We start from the raw sequence: 22,423 nt of genomic DNA, 5'->3' as shown, positions 1-22,423 counted from the left end.
TTCACCCCTGCTTGAGTATGTTTTCGATGTTGCGCAGCGCCAGGACCGCCAGCTCCGCCGAGAAACCATAGCTGGGAGCGAAGTAATGGCGACGCAGACGCTGGCGGACCGCGGCCTGCTGTTGCCAGAGGCTTTCATCCCCCAGCAGGTCGGCCAGTTGCCAGCGTGCCTCGGGGTCGAGGTTGACGATGTCGTTGCGCAGCAGCACATCGGGCGACTCCTCGCCGGTCAGCGCATCCTGCTCGGCGTCCGGTACATTCAACAGCAGCAGGTTCTTGTCCAGGTACAGGGCGCCGAACGCGGTTCCGCCGTAGTCCGAAACCACATAGTCGGCGCAACGGAACAGGGTGAGGTTGTCGTAGACGCGGGTAATCACCGCGGTGAACGGGTATTGCTCAAGCAGTTTCAGCGCCTCGGGATCGGCCTCCGCCGACAGCGGATGGGTCTTCACGATGACGTTGTAGCGCTCGCACAACCCGGCCATGGCGTCGGCGAAGCGGTTGATCGACGACAGCTCCATCCAGGTCGGCAGCCACAGCACGGTCTTTTTCGTCGGGTCCAGGCCCAGGTCCGTCGGATGCTGGCCTTGCCGCGAGGTTTCGCGGAAGTAGGCGTCGTAGCGCGGGTAGCCCATCTGGAAGGTCACGGCGTCGCAGCATTCGCGCAGACGCTCGGCCTGCCAGGGGCCGAAACACAGGATCAGGTCGTAGTGCCGGTTCCAGCTGGAAAAGTTGTGTTTGTACTTGCCCAGGGCGTACATGAAGCGCACCTGCCGATGGCCCAGCGCCTTGATCATCGGCTGCGAGCCATGGTCGTACATGCTGTGGTTGGAGACCACCACGTCATAGCGGTGATTGGCCTTGATCACATCCAGGCTGCCGTGGCAGCTGTAACCCAGGCCGCCGATCAGTTCGCGGCTTTGCGCGCGCTCTTCATGGGTGCCATGCAGGACCACGTCGAAAGCATCGGCCCCCAGCAGGCTCCAGACCGCCTGATAGTGATTGAGCATCTCGGCGGTATGAACGAAGAAGGCCAAGCGGCTGAAGGGTTTTGGCGCGGTCATAGGGCTACCTGGTGCAATAAGTCGAGGCAAGCGTTCGCGTTGCTTAGCGGTATTGCGCGGCATGGCTCGCCCAGGGGTGGCCAGGATCGCAAACGCTGGACATGTTATCGGCGGAGTAGGAGGGAAATGAACGGGCAGCGCGGAAAATCTTTGCCGGCAGGGACCGGCCCGACCAATGACAGGTGCGGGCACGGTCAAGCCGGCAAATGCGGGCGAGGAGGTTACTGCTCGCTCGGGTTGAGCTTGGCTTCCAGCTCGGCGACCTTCGCCTCCAGGCTTTCCAGGCGGGCGCGGGTACGGGCCAGGACGACCATCTGGCTGTCGAATTCTTCCCGGCTGACCAGGTCCAGCTTGCTGAAGCCGCTTTGCAGCAGGGCCTTGAACTGGCTTTCGATTTCGGCGCGGGGCAGTGGGGTATCGCCGCTGAACAGGCGGGCGGCATGGCCGCTCAGGGCATCGAGGAGGTCTTTGGGCGCGAGCATGGGAGGTGTCCTGAAAACAATGGCGGGCAGTGTATCACGCACTGTCTATAGTCAATTGGCGGGCGGGGATGCACGCTTTTCGCGCATCGCGCCGGGCAGTGGCGCACCGTTGTTGTGCGTATCCGTGGCGATGATGGCGAAGTGGTTTCCGTGGCGGCGGCCAAGGGACTGAAATCAGTGGGTTTTCATGAGATGGCAAGGTTTCTGCTTAGTCGCTGATGACCCATGCACTGATGCAGTCGCTGTGACGAATGCAGTGCGGCAGGCGGAGCGGGGAAGTGTTTCGTCGGCAGCGGTTAGCTGGCGTCGGTCTGGTCGAGGAAGACCGACGATGCGTTACAAAGCCAGGCACTGCGCTTAGACTTGAGTCGGGTTTGTTTTCCTGGGGCAAGTCCACCAATTCGGGAGAAAGTTTCATGAAGCTAGTCACTGCCATCATCAAGCCGTTCAAGTTGGACGACGTGCGCGAGTCGCTGTCCGAGATCGGCGTGCAGGGCATTACCGTTACCGAGGTCAAAGGCTTCGGCCGGCAGAAGGGGCACACCGAGCTGTATCGCGGCGCGGAGTACGTGGTCGACTTCCTGCCCAAGGTGAAGATCGACGTCGCCATCGACGACAAGGATCTTGATCGGGTCATCGAGGCGATAACCAAGGCCGCCAACACCGGCAAGATCGGTGACGGCAAGATCTTCGTGGTCAATCTGGAACAGGCTATTCGCATCCGTACCGGCGAAACCGATACCGACGCCATCTAAGCCGCCCCAAACCCAACGCCCCAGGAGAAAACAATATGACTCTGCGTAAAATCGCAGGGCTAGGAGCCCTGCTGTCCCTCGTAATGCCTGGCCTGGCCATGGCGGCGGACGAAGTGGCAGCTCCAGTCCTCAATTCCGGCGACACCGCCTGGATGCTGACCTCGACGGCCCTGGTGCTGTTCATGACCATTCCCGGCCTGGCGCTGTTCTACGGCGGCATGGTGCGTTCGAAAAACATTCTTTCCGTGATGATGCAGTGCTTCGCCATTACCGGTCTGATCAGCATCCTGTGGGTCATTTATGGCTACAGCATCGCGTTCGACACCACCGGCATGGAGCAGGGCGTCGTCAACTTCAACTCCTTCGTCGGCGGCATGGGCAAGGCCTTCCTGGCCGGCGTCACCCCGGCGAGCCTGACTGGCCCGGCGGCGCTGTTCCCCGAGGCGGTGTTCATCACCTTCCAGATGACCTTCGCCATCATTACCCCGGCGCTGATCGTCGGTGCCTTCGCCGAGCGGATGAAGTTCTCCGCCATGCTGATCTTCATGGCCATCTGGTTCACCCTGGTCTACGCGCCGATCGCCCACATGGTCTGGTCCGGCAACGGCGGCCTGATGTGGGACTGGGGCGTGCTGGACTTCGCCGGCGGCACTGTGGTGCATATCAACGCCGGTATCGCCGGCCTGGTGGCTTGCCTGGTGCTGGGCAAGCGTAAAGGCTTCCCGACCACCCCGATGGCGCCGCACAACCTGGGGTACACCCTGATGGGCGCGGCCATGCTGTGGATCGGCTGGTTCGGCTTCAACGCCGGTTCCGCCGCTGCCGCCAACGGCACGGCCGGCATGGCGATGCTGGTGACCCAGATCGCCACCGCCGCCGCGGCGCTGGGCTGGATGTTCGCCGAATGGCTGACTCATGGTAAGCCAAGCGCCCTGGGCATCGCCTCGGGTGTGGTTGCCGGCCTGGTGGCGATCACGCCTGCCGCTGGCACCGTAGGCCCGATGGGCGCCCTGGTGATCGGCCTGGCAGCGGGCGTGGTGTGCTTCTTCTGCGCGACCACCCTGAAACGCAAACTGGGTTACGACGATTCCCTGGATGCCTTCGGCGTGCACGGTATCGGCGGTATCCTTGGCGCGATCCTCACCGGCGTGTTTGCCGCGCCATCGCTGGGCGGCTTCGGCACCGTGACCGACATCGCCGCGCAAGTGTGGATCCAGTGCAAAGGCGTGGGTTTCACGGTGATCTACACCGCGATCGTCACCTTCATCATCCTCAAGGTGCTGGATGTGGTCATCGGGCTGCGTGTCACCGAGGAAGAAGAGTCGGTCGGCCTCGACCTGGCGCAACACAACGAGCGTGGTTACAACCTGTAATTTCGCCTGAAAAAAATGCCCGGCTTGCCGGGCATTTTTTTGTCTGCGTTTTGTCATTGAGAGACAGCTGAAAGGTTTTTCCCAGAGCTTGTCAGCCAGTTTGATAAGCGCTTTTTTTTCGGGTCAATGACTTACAGCATTGGAGGAATATTCGGCACTTTGTTTTTTCCCAGAGCGCGCTAGAATGCGCGCCGAATGTGCGGAGAACTGTATGTGGCAACAGACTCTGATTACCCTGCGGGCAAGGCCCCGGGGCTTTCATCTGGTAACGGACGAGTTGCTCGCCGGCCTGCCTGAGCTGAAGGCATGCCGGGTCGGTCTGTTGCATTTGTGGCTGCAGCATACCTCGGCCTCGTTGACCATCAACGAGAATGCCGACCCTGCGGTTCGTCGTGACTTCGAGCGTTTTTTCAACACCCTGGTGCCTCAAGGCATGGCCGGGTATGAACATGACGACGAAGGGCCCGATGATCTGCCGGCGCACTTCAAGGCCAGTTTGCTAGGCTGTCAATTGAGCTTGCCGGTATCGGCAGGTCGCTTGGCGTTAGGCAGCTGGCAAGGCGTTTATCTGGGCGAGCATCGCGATCATGGCGGTGCCCGCAAAGTCCTTGCCACCTTGCACGGTGATAAGGCATAAGCCGCTGGTTATCAGTGGATGTTGATTTTTTCCAGCGGCCTTCGACAGTCGGCTCAGCTGGGCTATAACTAATCTGCTTTTCGCAAGTCATGAGGTAGAACATGAGCGACGATGATCTGGAAAACGACGACCTCGAAGTAGGCGACGAAGACGAAACCGAAGAAGGTCTTGAAGCGGCCGCCGACGATGTGGTGGAAGACGATGGCAGTGATGTTCCTGCCCCGACCGCCAAAGGCAAGGCCAAGGCTGCCGTCTCGGTAGACGAGTTGCCGAGTGTCGAAGCCAAGAACAAAGAGCGTGATGCACTGGCGCGTGCCATGGAGGAGTTCCTGGCCCGTGGCGGTAAAGTGCAGGAAGTCGAGGCCAATGTGGTTGCCGACCCGCCCAAGAAGCCTGATAACAAGTACGGTAGCCGGCCTATCTAAGCGCCCGCCACTTGCTTGCTGAAAAAGCCCGCCGTCGCTGCGGGCTTTTTCATGGGCGTTTGTTGGGCGATGGTACTGCGTTGTGGTGGTCGCTAGCGTGCTATCAGGCGCCGTTGTGCCAGCGCGCCAGCAGTTTCGGCAGCTCGGTCAGGCTGCGGATTTCCGCATCCGGCAGCCGCTCGGCCTCCCAGGCCTTGCCGGCCGGGTTGAACCAGATGGCCCGCAGGCCGGCCTGCTGCGCCCCGGCGATGTCGTCGCCCGGGTGGTCGCCGATGTGTACGGCGGTGTCCGGCGTCGCCTCGCCCCGTTGCAGGGCCTCGTGAAACAGCCGTGAGTCGGGCTTGGCGATGCCGATGTCTTCGGCACACAGGGCGAACTTGAAGTAATCCGCCAGCCCCAGGCGGCGCACATCGGCGTTGCCATTGGTGACGACGCCCAGCGCGAAGTGGTTGGCCAATGCTTCCAGGGTCGGTTGTACCTCGGGAAAGATGTCCAGCTGATGCCGGGCATGCAGGAACACTTCAAAGCTCTGGTCGGCCAGGGCATTGGCCTGGCCCTGGTCGTAGCCGGCTTCCTCCAGCGCATGAAACAGCACCCGGCGGCGCAGCGCACTGATGCGGTACTTGAGCCCCGGCTCGTTGTTCAGCACGCGCTCACGGATGGCCCAGAGATGCTCTACCGGAACACCGCCCAGCTGCGGCGCGTGGTCGGTCAGCCACTGGCGCAGTACGGCTTCGGCGCTGACGATCACGGGTGCGGTATCCCACAGCGTGTCGTCGAGGTCGAAGGTGATCAGCTTGATCGTCATTACTCACCGCCTTTGTTGCGTTTGGCCCGTGGGTGGGCGCTGTCGTAGACCGCTGCCAGGTGCTGGAAGTCCAAGTGGGTATAGATCTGGGTGGTCTTGATATCCGAGTGCCCCAGCAGTTCCTGGACGGCGCGCAGGTCCTGGGAAGATTCCAGCAGGTGGCTGGCGAAGGAGTGTCGCAGCATGTGCGGATGCAGGTTCTGTCCCAGCTCGCGCTCGCCGGCGGCCTTGACCCGCAGTTGAATCGCCCGGGGGCCCAGGCGCCGGCCCTGTTGACTGACGAACACCGCGTCATCCGGCGGATTGCTCAGCGCCCGCAGCGGTAGCCAGAGTTGCAGCGCCTCGCGGGCCTTTTTGCCGACCGGCAGGACCCGGGTCTTGCTGCCTTTGCCGTGCACCTGCACCAGGCCATCGGCCAGGTCCAGCTGTTCGAGGTCGAGGCTGGTCAGCTCCGACAGGCGCAACCCGGAGGAGTAGAACAGCTCGAGAATCGCCTGGTCGCGGTGCGCGAGGAAATCGTCCTCCACCGCGCCATCGAGCAGTTGCAGGGCGCGATCGGTGTCCAGGGTCTTGGGCAGGCGACGCTCGCCCTTGGGCGGCGCCAGGCCGTTGGCCGGGTCGTGATTGCACAGGCCTTCGCGGTTCAGGTAGTGATACAGACCGCGCACGGCGGAGAGCAGGCGCGCCAGGCTGCGGGAGGATTGGCCCTGCTGGTGCAGGCGCGCAATCATGCTGCGCAGGCCCTGGATGTCCAGGTCGGACCAGCTGGAGACCTGTTGTTTGGCACAGAAGGCCAGCACCTTTTCCAGATCGCGACGGTAGGCTTGCAGCGTATGGGGCGACACTTGGCGCTCACTGCGCAGGTGCTCGCAGTAGGCGTCCAGTTGTCGTTCCATGGTCAGAGAACCGAGCGTAGCGAGTGAGTGAAGCGCGGCAGCACGCGGCCCATGACTTCGGCGATATAGCTGAGGAACAGCGTTCCCACCGAGCTTTTGTAGTGCTGCGGGTCACGGCTGGCGATGGCCAGCACGCCGTGAATGCCCTGATGAGCGATGGCGACCACGGCGCTGGAGCCGATCTGTTGGCGTTGCTCTTCGCCGAACAGGAAGTCCAGCTCATGCTCGCGCAGGCTGCCGCTGACGCTCTTGCCTTCGGTCAGCAAGCCGCCGATGGCGGTCTGGGCGTCGGCGGCGGTGACCCAGCGGCCTACCGGCATGGCACTGTCGCTGAACAGGATCAGGCTTACGAAAGGCACCTGGAAGTCCTGGCGCAGGCTGTCTTCGACGCTCATCACCACATCTTCCAGGCTATTGGCATCCATCAGCGCGAGAATCAGGCGGCGGGTCTTCTCGAAGAGCCGGTCGTTGTCGCGGGCCACGTCCATCAACTGCGAAAGCCGGTGGCGCATCTCGATGTTGCGCTCGCGCAGGATCTTCATCTGCCGCTCCACCAGAGAGATGGTGTCACCGCGCTGATGGGGAATGCGCAACGCCGGGAGCAGTTCTTCATGCTCGACGAAGAAGTCCGGATGAGCCTCCAGGTACGCGGCGATCGCCGCCGCCTCGAGGTTTTCGGCAGGAGATTCGTCGGGCTGTTCGGCTGGAACCTGAGGCTGATCAGTCATGGTTTTCGCTCATTCAAAGACGCACCTGTCCTTCGTATACGCGTACTGCCGGGCCGGTCATCTTCACCGGTTGGCCAGGGCCTGCCCACTCGATGGACAGGCGCCCGCCCGGCAGGTCGATCAATAGCGGCGAATCCATCCACCCCTGGCTGATCGCGGCCACTGCGGCGGCGCAGGCGCCGGTACCGCAGGCCTGGGTTTCCCCGGCGCCACGTTCCCAGACACGCAGCTGCGCGCGCTGACGGTCGATGACCTGGATGAAGCCGACATTGACCCGGGCCGGAAAGCGCGGGTGATGTTCGATCTTCGACCCCAGCTCATGCACCGGCGCGCTGTTGATGTCGTTGACCCGCAGCACGGCATGGGGGTTGCCCATGGACACGGCGGCCAGCTCGACGGTCTGGCCGTCGACTTCGACCTGGTAATTCAAGGCCTGGGCCGGCGCCACGAACGGAATCTGCTCGGGCACCAGGCGCGGCGCGCCCATGTCGACGCTGATCTGACCATCGTTGCGCACATCCAGTTCGATGATGCCACTCTTGGTCTCGACGCGGATCTGGCGCTTGGTGGTCAGGCGCTTGTCCAGCACGAAACGGGCGAAACAGCGTGCACCGTTGCCGCACTGCTCCACTTCGGAACCGTCGGCATTGAAGATCCGGTAGCGGAAGTCCACGTCCGGGTTGCTCGGCGCCTCGACGATCAGCAGTTGGTCGAAACCGACACCGGTGTTGCGATCGCCCCATTGCTTGGCATGTTTGGGCAGGATGTGCGCGTGCTGGCTGACCAGGTCGAGGACCATGAAATCATTACCCAGGCCGTGCATCTTGGTAAAACGCAGCAGCATGGTTCTACTCCGGCAGCAGGCTTTCGCCAGCAAACAACTCGGCTACCGTCTCGCGGCGACGCACTTCAACAGCCTGTTCACCATCGACCAGCACTTCAGCAGCGCGACCGCGGGTGTTGTAGTTGGAGCTCATGACGAAACCGTAGGCACCGGCCGAATGCACGGCCAGCAGGTCGCCTTCTTCCAGGGCCAGTTGACGTTCCTTGGCCAGGAAGTCGCCGGTTTCGCAGATCGGGCCGACGATGTCGTAGGTACGTGCCTGGCCATCGCGCGGGCGTACGGCGCTGACGTCCATCCAGGCCTGGTACAGGGCCGGGCGGATCAGGTCGTTCATTGCCGCGTCGACGATGGCGAAGTCCTTGTGTTCGGTGTGCTTGAGGTACTCGACCCGGGTCAGCAGTACCCCGGCGTTGGCGACGATGAAGCGGCCGGGTTCGAAGATCAGTTCCAGGTCGCGGCCGTCGAGGCGTTCGCGCACTGCCTTGACATAGTCGGCGGCCAGCGGCGGCTCTTCATCGCGATAACGCACGCCCAGGCCGCCACCGAGGTCGATGTGGCGCAGGTAGATGCCGCATTCGCCCAGGCGGTCGACCAGGTCCAGCAGACGGTCGAGGGCATCGATGAAGGGGGCCAGGGTGGTCAGTTGCGAGCCGATATGGCAGTCGACACCGACCACTTCCAGGTTCGGCAACTGGGCCGCGCGGATGTACACGTCTTCGGCATCGGCGATGGCGATACCGAACTTGTTTTCCTTCAGGCCGGTGGAGATGTACGGGTGGGTGCCCGCGTCGACATCCGGGTTGACCCGCAGCGAGACCGGGGCGCGAACCTTCAGTTCGGCGGCGACCTGTTGCAGGCGCTCCAGCTCGTCGCTGGATTCGACGTTGAAGCAGTGCACACCGACTTCCAGGGCGCGACGCATGTCGTCACGGGTCTTGCCGACACCGGAGAAGACGATCTTGTCGGCCGCGCCGCCAGCTGCCAGGACGCGTTCCAGCTCGCCGCGGGAGACGATATCGAAACCGGCGCCCAGACGCGCCAGGACATTCAGTACACCCAGGTTGGAGTTGGCCTTTACCGCGAAGCAGACCAGGTGCGGCATGCCGGCGAGGGCATCGGCGTACGCGTGGTACTGCGCTTCGATATGCGCTCGGGAATAGACGTAGGTCGGCGTGCCAAAGCGTTCGGCAATGGCGGACAACGCTACACCTTCCGCGAACAGTTGCCCGTCGCGGTAGTTAAAAGCGTCCATGGGGTTCCCTTAGTTGGTGTCGTGCTTGTGCGACTGCGAGTGACCTTGGTCTTCGGGGGATTTGCTGTCATCGGGAAGATACAGCGGGCCTTTTTGACCGCAGGCAGTGACAAGGCAGGCAACCGCGACGAGCGCAGCAAGGGAAGAGATCAGGCGCTTCATGGCGAAATCCTTGAGAATGCGTTAATTGCGCCCGAGTATACCGGCCACCCGACGGCTTGCCTATGCGCTGGAACACCCGTCCGGCGGGCCTTTGCCCCGGGCGCAGGGGTTGGGCGCGGCGGCTGCGGGGATATTTTCTCTGCTGCCCGCGCCCTTGATCGGTATCCTTTGCATTCGCCCGGATGCGCCCGTATCTTGCGGCGCTTGAGCGTGAGTAGACACTTTTCGAGGTTCCCGCAATGAGTTTGACTGAAGCCCGTTTCCACGACCTGGTCGATGCCACCCAGCAGGCGCTGGAGGACATTTTCGAGGAGAGTGACCTGGATATCGATCTGGAGAGCTCCGCCGGTGTGCTCACCGTCAAGTTCGAAAACGGTAGCCAGGTGATCTTCAGCCGCCAGGAACCGCTGCGTCAGCTGTGGCTGGCCGCGCGCTCCGGTGGCTTCCACTTCGACTACGACGAAGAAAGCGAGCGCTGGATGTGCGACAAGAGCGAAGAGCAACTGGGCGAAATGCTCGAGCGCATCGTCCTCGAACAGGCCGACATCAAGCTTGAGTTCGAAGGGCTCTGAGACCGTGACGCCAACCGCCCCGGTGCGCCCGCCCAAGCCGCTGTACAGCAATGTCAGCCCGGCCGTGGCCTCGCCCTGCATCAGCCTGTGCCGGCTGGACGAGGAAAAGGTCTGCAAGGGTTGTTTCCGGCATGTCGAAGACATTCGCGAATGGCGCTCGGCGGACGATGAGCGACGGCGCGTCATCTGCCGCCAGGCCCTGGAGCGCAAGCGGGCGATGGCGCACGGCGCCGGCTAGCCCTGGCCAGAAAATCCGGTAGCTTGTTTATTTGTGCTGCTGTGGTAGTGTCCGGTTACGCCTCGCCACATCGAGGCCAGTGAAAACCCCGTCTGATCTGGACGGGGTTTTGCTTTTTTGTGCCGAAAAAAGGAGTCTGCCTGGATCATGAGCACCGCACCTTCCATCATTCTCACCCGCCTCGACGTGCAGCGTCTGGAGCGCCTGATCGACAGCCTGGACGACACGCTGCCTGGCGTCATTGCGTTGCAGACCGAGCTGGATCGCGCCGAAACCCTGGTGGGCCACGATGAAGTCCCGCCCGGTGTCGTGACCATGAACTCGCGCGTGCATTGCCGCGAAGAGGGCAGCGGCAAGGACTATCACCTGACCCTGGTGTATCCACAGGACGCCAACGCCGACGAAGGCCGGATCTCCATCCTGGCGCCGGTGGGCAGCGCCTTGCTCGGCTTGCAGGTCGGGCAGTACATCGACTGGCCGGCTCCGGGCGGCAAGACCCTGAAGCTGACCTTGCTGGAGGTCGAATACCAACCCGAAGCGGCTGGCGACTTTCACCTCTGAGGGGCACCTCTGACCGGCTAGACCTGCTCGAGCGCGTCGTTCAAGGCGCGCTCCAGGTCGGCCTTGTAGCGCAGGTAGAGATTGCTTGAGCCGTGGTGGTCACCGAGCAGGCCGGACAGGTCCAGATCGGTGATGTAGCAGCGATAACGCTCGGTTTCGCGGCGCTGGCCGACAATCTCCTGGGCGACCGCGGCGAACAACTGGTCGCCATGCTCCAGCTCGGAAAACTCCCGTTGATTGCAATACAGGGTGACCTGCACCTGCCCCGGTGCGGCTTTGCCGATGATGCCCTGCACGTCATAAAAGGCGTTGCTCGCCGGCGTCTGCGGCGCCGGGCGTGGCTCGACCCGGCGAGCCTTTGTGCTGCCTGAAGGCAATATCTGGTAATACAAAATATCCAGCGGCACGAGGGGCTGGGAGGCCTCCATCGGCAGCTGGGCGTTGCGCCGGTAGAGGATCGACTGCAGGAAACGTTGCAGGGGCACCAGCAGGCTCTGTTCGTCGTGGTAGGGCAGGCGTTGCTGCCAGAGCGCATCGAACTCATCCAGCACGTACAGCTCGGCCTGAGCCTCGACGACGCGGTAGAACACCTGGATGCAATCAGGCTGGCCCATCGGCAGGATCAGCGCCAGGTCGTGTTCTTCCAGGGCCATCGGGTCCAGGTGCAGCGGGCTGTAGCTCGATTGTTCTTCGCCCAGGTAGTCGATCAGCGCCGGCAGGCTCGCCAGCGCCACATGATTGACCCGGCCCGGCACCAACTCCAGCACGTGGTAATGCTGCTGCACCTGGATCAGGTAGCGGTGATTGAGCTGGCTGAGCAACAGGTTCTGCGCCGTGTCGAACAGCTCTTCGACCCGTTGGGCGATGAACTGCGCGCGGTTGTGGCAAAAGCAGCGCACTCGCAGCTTTGGCTGCTCGGGGCCGGGCGGCAGATTGTTGAGGTAGTCGCGTAGGCAGTCGAGCAGGGCATGGGCGCCGTCGTAACGACCGACCAAGACCTCATTCCAGCTGTTGAGCGTCACTTGGTCGAGGGTCAGCACCAGGTTTTCCCGCACCCCGGCGTAGCTCAAAGAATCGGTACGCTCGGTGGTCATCAGGATGTTCAGGTCGCGGTGGTGCTTGAGCGGGTCGCGGCCGACGTTCACCAGGATCAGCACTTCGCTGGGCACGCTGCTGTGCAGCAGGCGTTCTTCGCTGACGGTGCCCAGGGGCAGGGCGATGGTCTGTTGCAGGCTGCCCAGCAGATTGAACAGCTCGAACTCGCTCAAGTCGCTGCTGCCCGGGTGCAGCGCCAGGCGCGTGCTGCTGTCGATCACGCCGTTGCGATGGCTCCAGGTCAGCAGCTCCAGCAGTTCGCGGCTGCGCTTGATCGGCGCGAAGTGTTCCCACTCCAGGGCATTCAGGCTGCCGTTGTACAGGCCCCAGTGGGTTTGCCCAGGCTCTTTCTTGTTGGGCGACTGCACCAGGGTCAGGGTGTCTTCGGCCAGGTCCGGGGCAATGCCGGGGTTGATGAACTCGATCTTGCCGGCTTTGCGTTCAAAGGCCGCGTACAGGCGTCGGCCAAGGATATTAAGGTCGCGCTTGTTGATCAGGCCGAGGGTCTGCTCGGTACGGGCGAACTGGGTCAGGAAGCGGTAGCTGTAGTTCAGTTCGTTGACCAGGGCCCGGCGTTCGGCGCTGACCTGGCGGACTTTCCACTGGCTGCGACTGTCGAGCATCGCCAGCTGGCGCTGATCCCAACCCCATTCGCGGGCCAGCCGTTCGAGCAGCGAGCGCTGCCAGCTCGGGTTGCGTGCGCCGTTGTTGCCGGTGAGCTTGCGGTTGACCTTCAGGTACAGGCTGCGACGCACCAGTTCCAGGCGCTCCGGCTCGCCGCGGGCCTTGAGGTACTCCTCGATGCGCCGGTAGACCACGATGTACGGATCCAGCTCGTCGAGGTCCAGGCGGTTGGCGAACACCGCCTGCTTGAAGCGCAGGCTCAGGCATTCCACCCGTGGGTGCTCGCTGGCGTAGACCTCGGTCAGCAGCAGCTTGAGCACGGACTTGTACGGCGACTCGATGCCCTTGAACAGTTGCCAGAGCCCGGCCCCGATGAATTCGCCCGGCGGAATATGGGCCAGATGGCCAAGGTCGAGGTTTTCGTCAGCGGGGATGAAGCGCTTGGACAGCAGCGTATGGGTGTACTGGTGGTAGCGGTCTTCTTCGTACACCGGCACCAGCCACCACAGCGGCGTACGCCCAGCCAGCCAGATGGCGGTGCGGTAGAACTCGTCCAGCAGCAGGTAGTGCTGGGTGGTGCCGCAATCGTCGGAGCTCAGCTGGGTGTCGCGATCGCCACGGACAAAGCGGCTGGGGTCGATCAGGAAGAAATGCGCCTCGGCGCCCTGGCTGGTGGCCCAGGCTTCCAGCAGCAGGCATTTCTTGCGCAGTTCGGCGAGTTCGTTTTCGCCGAGATCGGGCGCATGGCAGACCCACACGTCCATATCGCTCTGGTCGGCCTGGGCCAGGGTACCCAGGCTGCCCATCAGGAACAGGCCGTGGATAGGCCGCGGCGCATTGCCGGGGCGGGCCTTGTAGGAAAACGAACGGGTCAGGCGCTGGGCTTCGTTGAGGGTCGGCGTGTCGGGCTCGTAGTTCGACAGCCCGGCCGGTGTGCCGCCCGACACATACCCCGGCAATAACGGGTGGTTGACGTGAAAGAACAGCGGCAACAGGTTGAGCACCAGTTGCTGGCGTGGCGACAACCCTTCCATGGCCCGGCCCAGACGCCCCTCGTTGAGCTTCAGAAAGCGCGCGCGCAGTTGGCTGAGAACCTTGCGGTCGATTCCCTCGTCCAGATCTGGGCGGATTTCATGGGTGCGGATCATTCAAACAGGCTCGTGAAGCTTGAACGTGGGAGGTCTTGTGCGCAGGAGTTTACAGCCAGTCGAGGGCGGGCTTTAAGCTGAATTTTATTTTTGACGTCAGATTTCCAGCGTCTCGCTGGAGCTTGCCCGCGGAATCCGACAGGCGGGGATTCCGAGGGCCGTAGGGGAGAGCGTTCAGGCGGCTTCTTTGACCGTCAGAATGGTCAGCAGGCCTTGGGCATGCTCGGCGGCATCGCGGCCCAGGCTGGTCAGGTAACCACCATCGGGCTGGGTAATGAGTTCTTTCTCGAACAGGCGTCGTGCGGCGGCGATAGCTTGGGGGGCAGCGGTCTGATGGATTTTCAGGCCTTCCTGGGAACTGTCCAGGTTGAAGAGTGCAAGGATTTCCAGTTCGGCAACCAACTCAGGGGTATACGACATAAGGACTCCAGACTTTCTAGGAATTAGACGACAGCGTCCTTAAGGTGACCGCAGTTGTGCAGCCTGTCCAGTGTCCGCTGCGGACTTTTGCGCCCCTGGGCGGCGGTATTTGGCCGCAGGGCGCGTACCAGTGTAGTCAAGGCTCGCCGTCGCGCCGGTCAGGTGCGGGCGCGAAGCGTGGCGGGCTTACTTCTTCTCGGGCGGCAGCTCGGGCAGGGCGCGCAGCGCGGCTTCGTACCATTGGGTGTCGAACGCGCGGTCTTCTTCGAGGATCGCGTCGATTTCCACCGCCAGGACGTGAGCCATGAGGTTGAGGATTTCGTCACGCTCATAGCCGACCAGGGTCAGCTTGTTGAAGGTGGCTTTGGCCGCGGGCGGGTTGTCGCTTTCGATCTGGTTTTCGATCGCTTCGATCAGGGTGTTTTCGGTGAACGCTTCTTCGTCGTTGTCGTCTTGGTGGGTGTCGGGGGTTGGCTCGCTCATGGCAGGCTCCTCAAGGAAAGGTCGCCAGTTTACCCGTATTCAGGAGCCTGATGCTGCTGGCCGGTCGGCTGTCGAGGATCTATAAGAGTGGCTGCCAACCCCGTACCCGGCCTGGAGGCTACGTGATGTTCAAGCTTTATGGATTCGCCGTCAGCAATTACTACAACATGGTGAAACTGGCATTGCTGGAAAAAGGTCTGCCTTTCGAAGAAGTGCCGTTCTACGCCGGGCAAAGCCCTGAGGCGTTGACCATCAGTCCACGCGGCAAGGTGCCGGTGCTGGGGGTGGAGCAGGGTGTTATCAATGAAACCAGCGTGATCCTCGAATACCTCGAAACCCAGCCGGGCCCGGCGCTGCTGCCAAGCGATCCGTTCGAGCGTGCCCAGGTGCTGGCGCTGGCCAAGGAGATCGAGCTTTACATCGAGTTGCCGGCGCGGGCCTGTTACGGCGAGGCGTTCTTTGGCACAGCGGTCCCCGAGGCCATCAAGGAAAAATCCCGCAATGAGCTGGTGCTGGGGTTCGCCTCGCTGGCCAGGCACGGCAAGTTTGCCCCTTATGTGGCGGGCAGCAGCCTGAGCGTGGCGGATCTGTATTTCCTGTACAGCGTGAGCCTGGCCTGTGCGGTAGGGCAGAAACTATTCGGTGTGGATTTGCTGGCCGAGATGCCGGCGGCCAAGGCCTTGATGGCGCGGCTGGAGCAGATGCCCAACGTGCAGCGGGTTGCGGCGGACAAGGACGCGGCGATGCCGCAGTTCCTGGCGATGATTGCCAGCAAGAAGTAGAAAGGTTTCAGATCGCTGACAGCGGGCAAGCCATGCTCTTGGTAGGAGCGTGGCTTGCCCGCGCTAGCGTTTAGCGGCTGCTCAGCAACGCCTGGCCACGAACCACCGCCGCCTTGACTTGAGCTGGCGCGGTGCCGCCGATGTGGTCACGGGCATTGACCGAGCCTTCCAGGGTCAGCACGGCAAACACGTCCTGGTCGATCTGGTCGCTGAACTTGCGCAGTTCTTCCAGGCTCATTTCCGCCAGGTCCTTGCCGGTTTCCACGCCGTACTTCACAGCGTGGCCAACGATCTCGTGGCAATCGCGGAATGGCAGGCCACGGCGTACCAGGTAGTCCGCCAGGTCGGTGGCGGTGGAGAAACCGCGCAGCGCCGCTTCGCGCATCATCGCGTGCTTGGGCTTGATCGCCGGGATCATGTCGGCGAAGGCGCGCAGCGAGTCGCGCAGGGTGTCGGCGGCGTCGAACAGCGGTTCCTTGTCTTCCTGGTTGTCCTTGTTGTAGGCCAGGGGCTGGCCCTTCATCAGCGTCAGCAGGCCCATCAGGGCGCCGAACACGCGACCGCTCTTGCCACGAACCAGCTCCGGAACGTCCGGGTTTTTCTTTTGCGGCATGATCGAGCTGCCGGTGCAGAAGCGGTCGGGCAGATCGATGAACTGGAACTGCGCGCTGGTCCACAGCACCAGCTCTTCGGAGAAACGCGACAGGTGCATCATGGCCACGCTGGCGGCGGCGCAGAACTCAATGGCGAAATCGCGATCAGACACATTGTCCAGCGAGTTGCCACCGACGGCGTCGAAGCCCAGCAGCTGGCAGGTCAGCTCGCGGTCGATCGGGTAGGTGGTGCCGGCCAGCGCGGCGCTGCCCAGAGGCATGCGGTTGGTGCGCTTGCGGCAATCGACCAGACGCTCGTAGTCGCGGCTGAGCATCTCGAACCAGGCCAGCATGTGATGACCGAAGGTCACAGGCTGTGCAGTCTGCAGGTGGGTGAAGCCCGGCATGATGGTGTCGGCTTCGCGCTCGGCTTGTTCCAGCAGGCCTTTTTGCAGGCGGGTGATTTCCGCCAGGATCAGATCGATTTCGTCGCGCAGCCACAGACGGATATCGGTGGCCACCTGGTCATTGCGGCTGCGGCCGGTGTGCAGCTTCTTGCCGGTGACGCCAATGCGGTCGGTCAGGCGTGCTTCGATGTTCATGTGCACGTCTTCCAGATCGACGCGCCAGTCGAAGGTGCCCGCCTCGATTTCGCCCTGGATGGTTTTCAGACCGTCGATGATGCTGTCGCGTTCGGCATCGGTCAGTACGCCGACCTTGGCCAGCATGGTGGCGTGGGCGATCGAGCCCATGATGTCGTGACGATAGAGGCGCTGGTCGAAAGTGACGGAGGCGGTGAAGCGGGCGACGAAGGCGTCGACGGGCTCACTGAAGCGGCCGCCCCAGGACTGATTGGTCTTGTCAGTGCTCATGAATTCGCTCGTGATCGGCTGGAAGGGAAATGAGGTGAAAAGTTGCCGCGGATAATAACAGGGTTGCCAATCCTGTAGCTGGCACCGGTCGGCAGGTTTTTATTTCTGCCATGGGGGCCGCGGGCGCTTGTCGCCGACCTCGGGCGCGCAGAGACTAGGCGAACGAAGGCGGTTCGAGGGGGGATGTAACGATATTTATTGTTTGAGCAATATCGTCTTGGCAACCGTCTACAGTTGGACTGAAGGAACAGCGCAATCTCGGATGTTTCATCGAGCCTGGTCGCTGATCACGCAACCGTTGTCGCATGCGCTCCGGTCCCGGCACCACCTCGCGATTCACGAGGGAGGCGGCCGAGGTGGAAGCCGACTATAAAAGAGGGGGTGTTTGTGTCCTGTATCAGCAGTCCCCATGACCATGTCGTGCAGTGGCGGGCCTTAAGCGGTGTCGAGCAGGCCCGGGTAAATAATGGTGCCCGTCGTGGGGCACTTTTTGGCCCTCGCACTAGTCTTAGCGTGGATCGCCGTGACGGACGTCACTTCACCTGTCTACGCTATCCTTGTGCGAGACTCACGCAGGAATCCAGCGCAATATGAATGTCCTGATCGTTGATGACGAACCCCTAGCCCGCGAGCGACTGAGCCGTATGGTCAGTGAGCTTGAGGGATACAGTGTCCTGGAGCCCAGCGCCACCAATGGCGAAGAGGCATTGGCCCTGATCGACAGCCTGAAACCGGATATCGTGCTTCTCGACATCCGCATGCCGGGTCTCGATGGCCTGCAGGTTGCCGCCCGCCTGTGCGAACGCGAAGCGCCGCCAGCCGTGGTGTTTTGTGCCGCCCCTGATGAATTCGCCCTCGAGGCTTTTGATGTCAGCGAAGTCGGTCACCTGCTCAAACCGGTGCGTTCCGAGTATCTGCTCGAGGCGCTGAAGAAGGCCGACCGCCCCAACAGGGTCCAGCTCGCGGCCCTGACCCGGCCCGCCGCCGAAAGCGGCAGCGGCCCCCGTAGTCATATCAGTGCGCGCACCCGCAAAGGTATCGAGCTGATCCCGCTGGATCAGGTCGTCTATTTCATTGCCGACCACAAATACGTGACCTTGCGCCATGAAAGCGGCGAAGTCCTGCTGGACGAACCCCTGAAGGCGTTGGAAGACGAGTTTGGCGAGCGTTTCGTACGCATCCATCGCAACGCCCTGGTGGCCCGCGAACGCATCGAACGCCTGCAGCGTACGCCGCTGGGACATTTCCAGCTGTTCCTCAAGGGGCTCAATGGTGATGCGCTGATCGTCAGCCGACGGCATGTGGCCGGCGTGCGCAAGATGATGCAGCAGCTCTAGATCCGGACAAACGGGCGGGTCATGCACCCCGCCCGCAACGTTCCTGCGGCCAGGGAGGGGCTGCGGTTCCTGATACAAGTCAGAGCTGATTTGGCTGAGCTGTTATCATCTGCCGTATTTTCTATCAGTACGGATTGATCCATGTCCTCTCGCGAAATCCGCATCGCTACCCGCAAAAGTGCCTTGGCCTTGTGGCAAGCCGAATACGTCAAAGCTCGTCTGGAAGCCGCTCACCCGGGGTTGATCGTGACGCTGGTGCCTATGGTCAGTCGTGGCGACAAGCTGCTCGACTCGCCGTTGTCGAAAATCGGCGGCAAGGGGCTGTTCGTCAAGGAGCTGGAAACCGCGCTGTTGGAAAACGAAGCGGATATCGCCGTGCACTCGATGAAAGACGTGCCGATGGACTTTCCCGAAGGCTTGGGCCTGTTCTGCATCTGCGAGCGCGAAGACCCGCGCGATGCCTTTGTCTCCAATACCTACTCCAGCCTCGACGACCTGCCCGCGGGCAGCGTGGTGGGCACCTCCAGCCTGCGTCGCCAGGCGCAGCTGCTGGCTCGTCGTCCGGACCTGCAGATCCGCTTCCTGCGCGGCAACGTCAACACTCGCCTGGCCAAGCTCGACGCCGGTGAGTACGACGCCATTATCCTGGCTGCTGCGGGCTTGATTCGTCTTGGCTTCGAAGATCGCATCAGCTCTTCGATCAGCGTCGACGACAGCCTTCCGGCTGGCGGCCAGGGCGCGGTAGGCATCGAGTGCCGTACGGCCGACAGCGAGATCCACAAGCTGCTGGCGCCGCTGCATCATGCCGATACGGCGGATCGGGTCACCGCCGAGCGGGCCCTCAACAAGCATCTGAATGGTGGCTGCCAAGTGCCTATCGCCTGCTATGCGGTGCTCGAAGGCGATCAGCTGTGGTTGCGCGGCCTGGTCGGCGAACCGAGCGGCGGCGTGCTGCTCAGCGCCGAGGCGCGTGCTCCACGTAGCGCGGCGGCGGCGCTTGGTGTGCAGGTTGCGGAGGATCTGCTGGCCCAGGGCGCCGACAATATTCTGCGCGCGGTCTATGGCGAGGCTGGCGAAGAGTGAGCGACTGGCGTGTGCTGCTGACCCGGCCCACGGACGAGTCAGCGCTGCTGGCTGAGGTTCTGGGCGAAGCGGGAGTTTTCAGCAGCAGCCTGCCGTTGCTGGAAATCCAGGCCCTGCCTTTTGACGATACCCAGCGCGCCAGAGTGCTTGAGCTGCACCGGTACTGCGCGGTGATCGTGGTCAGCAAGCCGGCCGCGCGAATGGCCGTGCAACTGCTCGAGCAGTTCTGGCCGCAGCCGCCGAGCCAGCGCTGGTTCAGTGTGGGCGCCGCGACGGCGCAGATTCTGGCCGATCACGGCCAGGATGTTTTTTTCCCCGAGCAAGGCGATGACAGTGAAGCCTTGCTTGAACTTCCCCAGTTGCGCGAGGCTATTGCACGGCCTGCTCCACGGGTGCTGATCGTGCGCGGGGAGGGTGGTCGCGAGCTGCTGGCTGAGCGTTTGCGCAGCCAAGGTGCTAGTGTCGATTATCTGGAGCTGTACCGTCGCGACCTGCCGCGCTATGCCGACGGAGTCCTGATGCAACGCATCCAGGCGGAACGCTTGAATGGGCTGGTGGTCAGCAGTGGGCAGGGTTTCGAGCACTTGCAGCAGTTGGCCGGCGAGGCCTGGCCACAGGTGGCGCGGCTGCCGTTGTTTGTACCGAGCCCCCGGGTCGCCGAAATGGCGCGTGCCGCCGGGGCCGAGAAAGTTGTGGATTGTCGTGGCGCCAGCGCCGCGGCCTTGCTAACGGCGTTACGGGAGCACCCCGTGCCCGTTCTCTAAACGCAAAGGATGGATACGTGAGCGAAACAGCCTTGCCTAAAGATGATGTCCAGCCGGTTATCGATGCGCCGGCTGAACCCGCAACCCCTGCTCCGCAGCGTCGCGGCAACGGGTTGGCGATCCTCGCCCTGTTGCTGGGGGCGGCCGGTGTCGCTGCCGGCGGCTGGGGTGTCTGGCAGGTGCGCAGCCTGCAGGCCAACAATCAACAGCAGTTGGGGCAGTTGCAGGCCCTGGGTGATGAGGCGCAGAGCCTGAAGCTCAATGAGCAGCGCCTGATGGCACGCCTGGAGCAATTGCCGGCGGCCGATGAACTGGAAGAGCGCCGCCGTCTGGTCGCGCAGTTGCAGGGCGACCAGCAGCGACTCAATCAGAAGCTGGAGAGCGTGCTGGGTGCCAGCCGCAAGGACTGGCGTCTGGCCGAGGCGGAGCATCTGTTGCGTCTGGCCAGCCTGCGCCTTTCGGCCTTGCAGGACATCAGCAGCGCCCAGGCCCTGGTGCAGGGCGCCGACGAGATCCTGCGCGAGCAGAACGATCCCGGCTCTTTCGCCGCGCGCGAGCAGTTGGCCAAGAGCCTCGCGGCCCTGCGCAGCACCGAACAGCCGGATCGCACCGGACTGTTCCTGCAACTGGGCGCACTGCGCGACCAGGTGACCGAACTCACCGAGCTGGCCCCCGAGTATCGCGACCGTGGCGATTCGCTGCTGGGCCTGACCGCCGACGGCGACGGCGCCAGCCGCTGGGCGCAATGGTGGGACCAGATCTCGCGTTACATTCGTATCGACTTCAACGCGGACAAGAACGTGCGGCCGCTGCTCGCCGGGCAAAGCCTGACGCAGGTGCGCCTGGCCTTGAGCCTGGCCCTGGAGCAGGCCCAGTGGGCGGCGTTGAATGGCCAGGCGCCGGTGTACACCCAGGCGCTGGCGGAAGCCCGCGATGTGTTGAAGGGCAACTTCAATCAGGACAACCCGCAGAGCAAGCTCATGCTGGAGCGCGTGTCCGAACTGAGCAAACAGCCGGTCACCGTGCAGACGCCGGACCTGACCAAGACCCTGAGCGCCGTTCAGGCCTACCTGGAACGGCGCAACCTGAGCGCTGAAGAGTCGGTGAAACCACTGGCCAAGCCTGCTGCGAATGCCCCGCAGGAGACCAGCCCATGAAGCGCCTGTACGTGATTCTGTTCCTGGTGATCGCCGCCTCGGGATTGCTGGGGTTGGCGATCGCCGAGCATTCCGGGTACATCCTGATTGCCTACGACAGCTTCCGTTATGAGTCGAGCCTGTGGGCGACCCTGGCACTGGTCGCGGTGATCTGGCTGGTGATCTGGGGTATCAAGGCGTTGATCGAACTGGTGATGGCCTCCAGCGGCGTGGTCAACCCCTGGTCGCGGCGCAACCGCAGCCGTCGCGTACAGATCGCCATCGAGCAAGGCCAGATGGATCTTGCCGAAGGCCGCTGGGCCAGCGCCCAGAAGCATTTGCATCGTGCCGCGGAAGCCGAGCGCCAGCCTCTCCTTTACTACCTCGGCGCGGCGCGGGCGGCGAACGAGCTGGGAAATTACGAGCAGTGCGACAGCCTGCTGGAGCGTGCCCTCGAGCGGCAGCCCCAGGCCGAGCTGGCGGTGGCCTTGAGTCATGCCCAGTTGCAGACCGATCGCGGTGATACCGAAGGCGCCCTGAGCACCCTGCAAGCCATGCACGAGCGGCACCCGCACAGTGTCCAGGCGCTGCGGCAGTTGCAGCGTCTGCAACAGCAGCGGGGCGACTGGTCGGCGGTGATTCGCCTGCTGCCCGAACTGCGCAAGGACAAGGTCCTGCCCGCCAACGAGCTGGCCGAGCTGGAACGTCGGGCCTGGGGCGAGAACCTGACCCTCGCGGCGCATCGCGAAGAAGATGGTGCGGTCGGCCTGCAATCGCTCAATCGCGCCTGGCAGCAACTGACCGCGGCTCAACGCCAGGAACCGCAACTGGTACTGGCCTATGCCGAACAGCTGCGCCAATTGGGCGCCGAGGCCGAGGCCGAAGAAGTGCTGCGTGTCGCTCTCAAGCGCAAGTACGACAGCCATCTGGCGCGGCTTTACGGCTTGCTGCGCGGCAGTGATCCGGCGCGGCAGCTGCAGTTCGCCGAGCAGTGGCTCAAGGATCATCCGAACGATCCGAGCCTGCTGCTGACCCTGGGTCGCCTGTGCCTGCAAACCAGCCTCTGGGGCAAGGCGCGGGACTATCTGGAAAGCAGCCTGCGTCTGCAGCGCAACCCTGAGGCTTGCGCCGAGCTGGCCCGGTTGCTGGCGCAGCTGGGCGATACCGAGCGCAGCAACCAGCTGTTCCAGGAGGGTCTGGGGCTGTTGGACGAGCGCCTCCTGGCATCGCCGTTGCCGGTGCCCGCCAGGGTATAAACCCGCAGGGCTGGGCCGTCCCTGAGGGGGGCGC

25 protein-coding genes and 1 pseudogene are annotated in these 22,423 nt (G+C 63.0%); 14 read left to right on the top strand and 12 right to left on the bottom strand.

The genetic code is table 11. From position 1 onward, the window contains the following. Position 1: 1 nt before the first annotated feature. Positions 2-1,063, bottom strand: a complete 1,062-nt coding sequence (locus H0I86_RS30525) for a CDP-glycerol glycerophosphotransferase family protein (protein ID WP_180923241.1) — start codon at positions 1,061-1,063, stop codon at positions 2-4. A gap of 221 nt (positions 1,064-1,284) precedes the next feature. Then, positions 1,285-1,545: an accessory factor UbiK family protein gene (locus tag H0I86_RS30520; protein ID WP_007926648.1), complete on the bottom strand. Its 261-nt coding sequence runs from the start codon at positions 1,543-1,545 to the stop codon at positions 1,285-1,287. Positions 1,546-1,961: 416 nt separating this feature from the next. Between H0I86_RS30520 and glnK the strand changes: the two genes are divergently transcribed. The 4 genes from glnK (at position 1,962) to sutA (ending at position 4,735) form a co-directional block, all read left to right on the top strand. Next, the gene (gene glnK / locus H0I86_RS30515; protein WP_002555808.1) at positions 1,962-2,300 is read left to right on the top strand and encodes a P-II family nitrogen regulator; all 339 of its coding nucleotides are present in this window, start codon (positions 1,962-1,964) and stop codon (positions 2,298-2,300) included. Positions 2,301-2,335: 35 nt separating this feature from the next. Then, the gene (locus H0I86_RS30510; protein ID WP_009051452.1) at positions 2,336-3,673 is read left to right on the top strand and encodes an ammonium transporter; all 1,338 of its coding nucleotides are present in this window, start codon (positions 2,336-2,338) and stop codon (positions 3,671-3,673) included. A gap of 211 nt (positions 3,674-3,884) precedes the next feature. Then, positions 3,885-4,310, top strand: a complete 426-nt coding sequence (locus H0I86_RS30505; protein WP_016703180.1) for a secondary thiamine-phosphate synthase enzyme YjbQ — start codon at positions 3,885-3,887, stop codon at positions 4,308-4,310. A 101-nt stretch (positions 4,311-4,411) separates the two neighbouring features. Continuing rightward, positions 4,412-4,735 carry a dormancy-specific transcriptional regulator SutA gene (gene sutA, locus H0I86_RS30500; RefSeq protein WP_023967855.1) on the top strand — a complete coding sequence of 108 codons (324 nt, stop codon included), beginning with the start codon at positions 4,412-4,414 and terminating at the stop codon, positions 4,733-4,735. A gap of 103 nt (positions 4,736-4,838) precedes the next feature. On the opposite strand, the gene H0I86_RS30495 is transcribed toward sutA, so the two are convergent. The 6 genes from H0I86_RS30495 to lptM are packed head-to-tail and all read right to left on the bottom strand — an operon-like array spanning position 4,839 to position 9,425. Continuing rightward, positions 4,839-5,543 carry an HAD family hydrolase gene (locus H0I86_RS30495; protein ID WP_180923240.1) on the bottom strand — a complete coding sequence of 235 codons (705 nt, stop codon included), beginning with the start codon at positions 5,541-5,543 and terminating at the stop codon, positions 4,839-4,841. Continuing rightward, entirely contained in the window at positions 5,543-6,439 is an 897-nt protein-coding gene (gene xerC / locus H0I86_RS30490) for a tyrosine recombinase XerC (protein WP_038574777.1), read from the bottom strand. Before xerC ends, H0I86_RS30495 begins: the two co-directional genes overlap by 1 nt. A 2-nt stretch (positions 6,440-6,441) precedes the next feature. Then, complete coding sequence (locus H0I86_RS30485) at positions 6,442-7,167, bottom strand: DUF484 family protein (protein WP_180923239.1); 726 nt, start codon at positions 7,165-7,167, stop codon at positions 6,442-6,444. 13 nt (positions 7,168-7,180) lie between these two features. Further along, on the bottom strand, positions 7,181-8,011 hold the full coding sequence (dapF, locus tag H0I86_RS30480; protein ID WP_180923238.1) for a diaminopimelate epimerase: 831 nt from the start codon (positions 8,009-8,011) through the stop codon (positions 7,181-7,183). A gap of 4 nt (positions 8,012-8,015) precedes the next feature. Beyond that, positions 8,016-9,263 carry a diaminopimelate decarboxylase gene (gene lysA / locus H0I86_RS30475; protein WP_180923237.1) on the bottom strand — a complete coding sequence of 416 codons (1,248 nt, stop codon included), beginning with the start codon at positions 9,261-9,263 and terminating at the stop codon, positions 8,016-8,018. 9 nt (positions 9,264-9,272) lie between these two features. Beyond that, the gene (gene lptM, locus H0I86_RS30470) at positions 9,273-9,425 is read right to left on the bottom strand and encodes an LPS translocon maturation chaperone LptM (protein WP_007926668.1); all 153 of its coding nucleotides are present in this window, start codon (positions 9,423-9,425) and stop codon (positions 9,273-9,275) included. Positions 9,426-9,664: 239 nt separating this feature from the next. On the opposite strand from lptM, the gene cyaY reads away from it, so the two are divergent. The 3 genes from cyaY (at position 9,665) to rnk (ending at position 10,796) form a co-directional block, all read left to right on the top strand. Next, positions 9,665-9,997 (top strand): iron donor protein CyaY, encoded by a 333-nt coding sequence (gene cyaY / locus H0I86_RS30465; protein ID WP_023967860.1) that lies wholly within the window; start codon positions 9,665-9,667, stop codon positions 9,995-9,997. Positions 9,998-10,001: 4 nt separating this feature from the next. Next, entirely contained in the window at positions 10,002-10,235 is a 234-nt protein-coding gene (locus H0I86_RS30460) for a DUF1289 domain-containing protein (protein WP_180923236.1), read from the top strand. A 147-nt stretch (positions 10,236-10,382) separates the two neighbouring features. Further along, positions 10,383-10,796 carry a nucleoside diphosphate kinase regulator gene (rnk, locus tag H0I86_RS30455; protein ID WP_007926672.1) on the top strand — a complete coding sequence of 138 codons (414 nt, stop codon included), beginning with the start codon at positions 10,383-10,385 and terminating at the stop codon, positions 10,794-10,796. Positions 10,797-10,813: 17 nt separating this feature from the next. Here rnk and H0I86_RS30450 read toward each other — a convergent pair whose 3' ends face one another. From H0I86_RS30450 to H0I86_RS30440, 3 genes are all read right to left on the bottom strand, one after another. Further along, entirely contained in the window at positions 10,814-13,663 is a 2,850-nt protein-coding gene (locus H0I86_RS30450) for a class I adenylate cyclase (RefSeq protein WP_180923235.1), read from the bottom strand. A 174-nt stretch (positions 13,664-13,837) separates the two neighbouring features. Further along, positions 13,838-14,083, bottom strand: coding sequence for a TIGR02647 family protein (locus H0I86_RS30445; RefSeq protein ID WP_007926676.1), 246 nt, complete (start codon positions 14,081-14,083; stop codon positions 13,838-13,840). A gap of 186 nt (positions 14,084-14,269) precedes the next feature. Continuing rightward, positions 14,270-14,566: a hypothetical protein gene (locus H0I86_RS30440; protein WP_009051442.1), complete on the bottom strand. Its 297-nt coding sequence runs from the start codon at positions 14,564-14,566 to the stop codon at positions 14,270-14,272. Positions 14,567-14,691: 125 nt separating this feature from the next. Between H0I86_RS30440 and H0I86_RS30435 the strand changes: the two genes are divergently transcribed. Next, entirely contained in the window at positions 14,692-15,348 is a 657-nt protein-coding gene (locus tag H0I86_RS30435) for a glutathione S-transferase family protein (RefSeq protein ID WP_180923234.1), read from the top strand. A 70-nt stretch (positions 15,349-15,418) separates the two neighbouring features. On the opposite strand, the gene argH is transcribed toward H0I86_RS30435, so the two are convergent. After that, positions 15,419-16,813: an argininosuccinate lyase gene (argH, locus tag H0I86_RS30430; protein WP_009051440.1), complete on the bottom strand. Its 1,395-nt coding sequence runs from the start codon at positions 16,811-16,813 to the stop codon at positions 15,419-15,421. Between the two features lie 441 nt (positions 16,814-17,254). On the opposite strand from argH, the pseudogene H0I86_RS32625 reads away from it, so the two are divergent. The 6 genes and pseudogenes from H0I86_RS32625 to H0I86_RS30405 all read left to right on the top strand — a co-directional run. After that, positions 17,255-17,407: pseudogene (locus tag H0I86_RS32625) on the top strand (sensor histidine kinase); the annotation flags it as partial. Next, on the top strand, positions 17,404-18,150 hold the full coding sequence (locus tag H0I86_RS30425; RefSeq protein ID WP_180923233.1) for a LytR/AlgR family response regulator transcription factor: 747 nt from the start codon (positions 17,404-17,406) through the stop codon (positions 18,148-18,150). The pseudogene H0I86_RS32625 and the gene H0I86_RS30425, both read left to right, overlap by 4 nt. Before the next feature lie 141 nt (positions 18,151-18,291). After that, positions 18,292-19,233, top strand: a complete 942-nt coding sequence (gene hemC / locus H0I86_RS30420) for a hydroxymethylbilane synthase (protein ID WP_180923232.1) — start codon at positions 18,292-18,294, stop codon at positions 19,231-19,233. After that, positions 19,230-19,997: a uroporphyrinogen-III synthase gene (locus H0I86_RS30415; RefSeq protein ID WP_180923231.1), complete on the top strand. Its 768-nt coding sequence runs from the start codon at positions 19,230-19,232 to the stop codon at positions 19,995-19,997. Before hemC ends, H0I86_RS30415 begins: the two co-directional genes overlap by 4 nt. 17 nt (positions 19,998-20,014) lie before the next feature. Beyond that, positions 20,015-21,154, top strand: a complete 1,140-nt coding sequence (locus tag H0I86_RS30410; RefSeq protein ID WP_180923230.1) for a uroporphyrinogen-III C-methyltransferase — start codon at positions 20,015-20,017, stop codon at positions 21,152-21,154. After that, entirely contained in the window at positions 21,151-22,389 is a 1,239-nt protein-coding gene (locus H0I86_RS30405; protein WP_180923229.1) for a heme biosynthesis protein HemY, read from the top strand. The genes H0I86_RS30410 and H0I86_RS30405 overlap by 4 nt, the downstream gene beginning before the upstream one ends. Positions 22,390-22,423 lie beyond the last annotated feature (34 nt).

It is taken from the genome of Pseudomonas chlororaphis subsp. aurantiaca (assembly GCF_013466605.1).
In the GTDB taxonomy this organism is placed as follows: Bacteria; Pseudomonadota; Gammaproteobacteria; order Pseudomonadales; family Pseudomonadaceae; genus Aquipseudomonas; species Aquipseudomonas chlororaphis_I.
The sequence above is the reverse complement of the archived record's forward strand: the minus strand, read 5'-3'. Positions and strand labels throughout refer to the sequence as shown.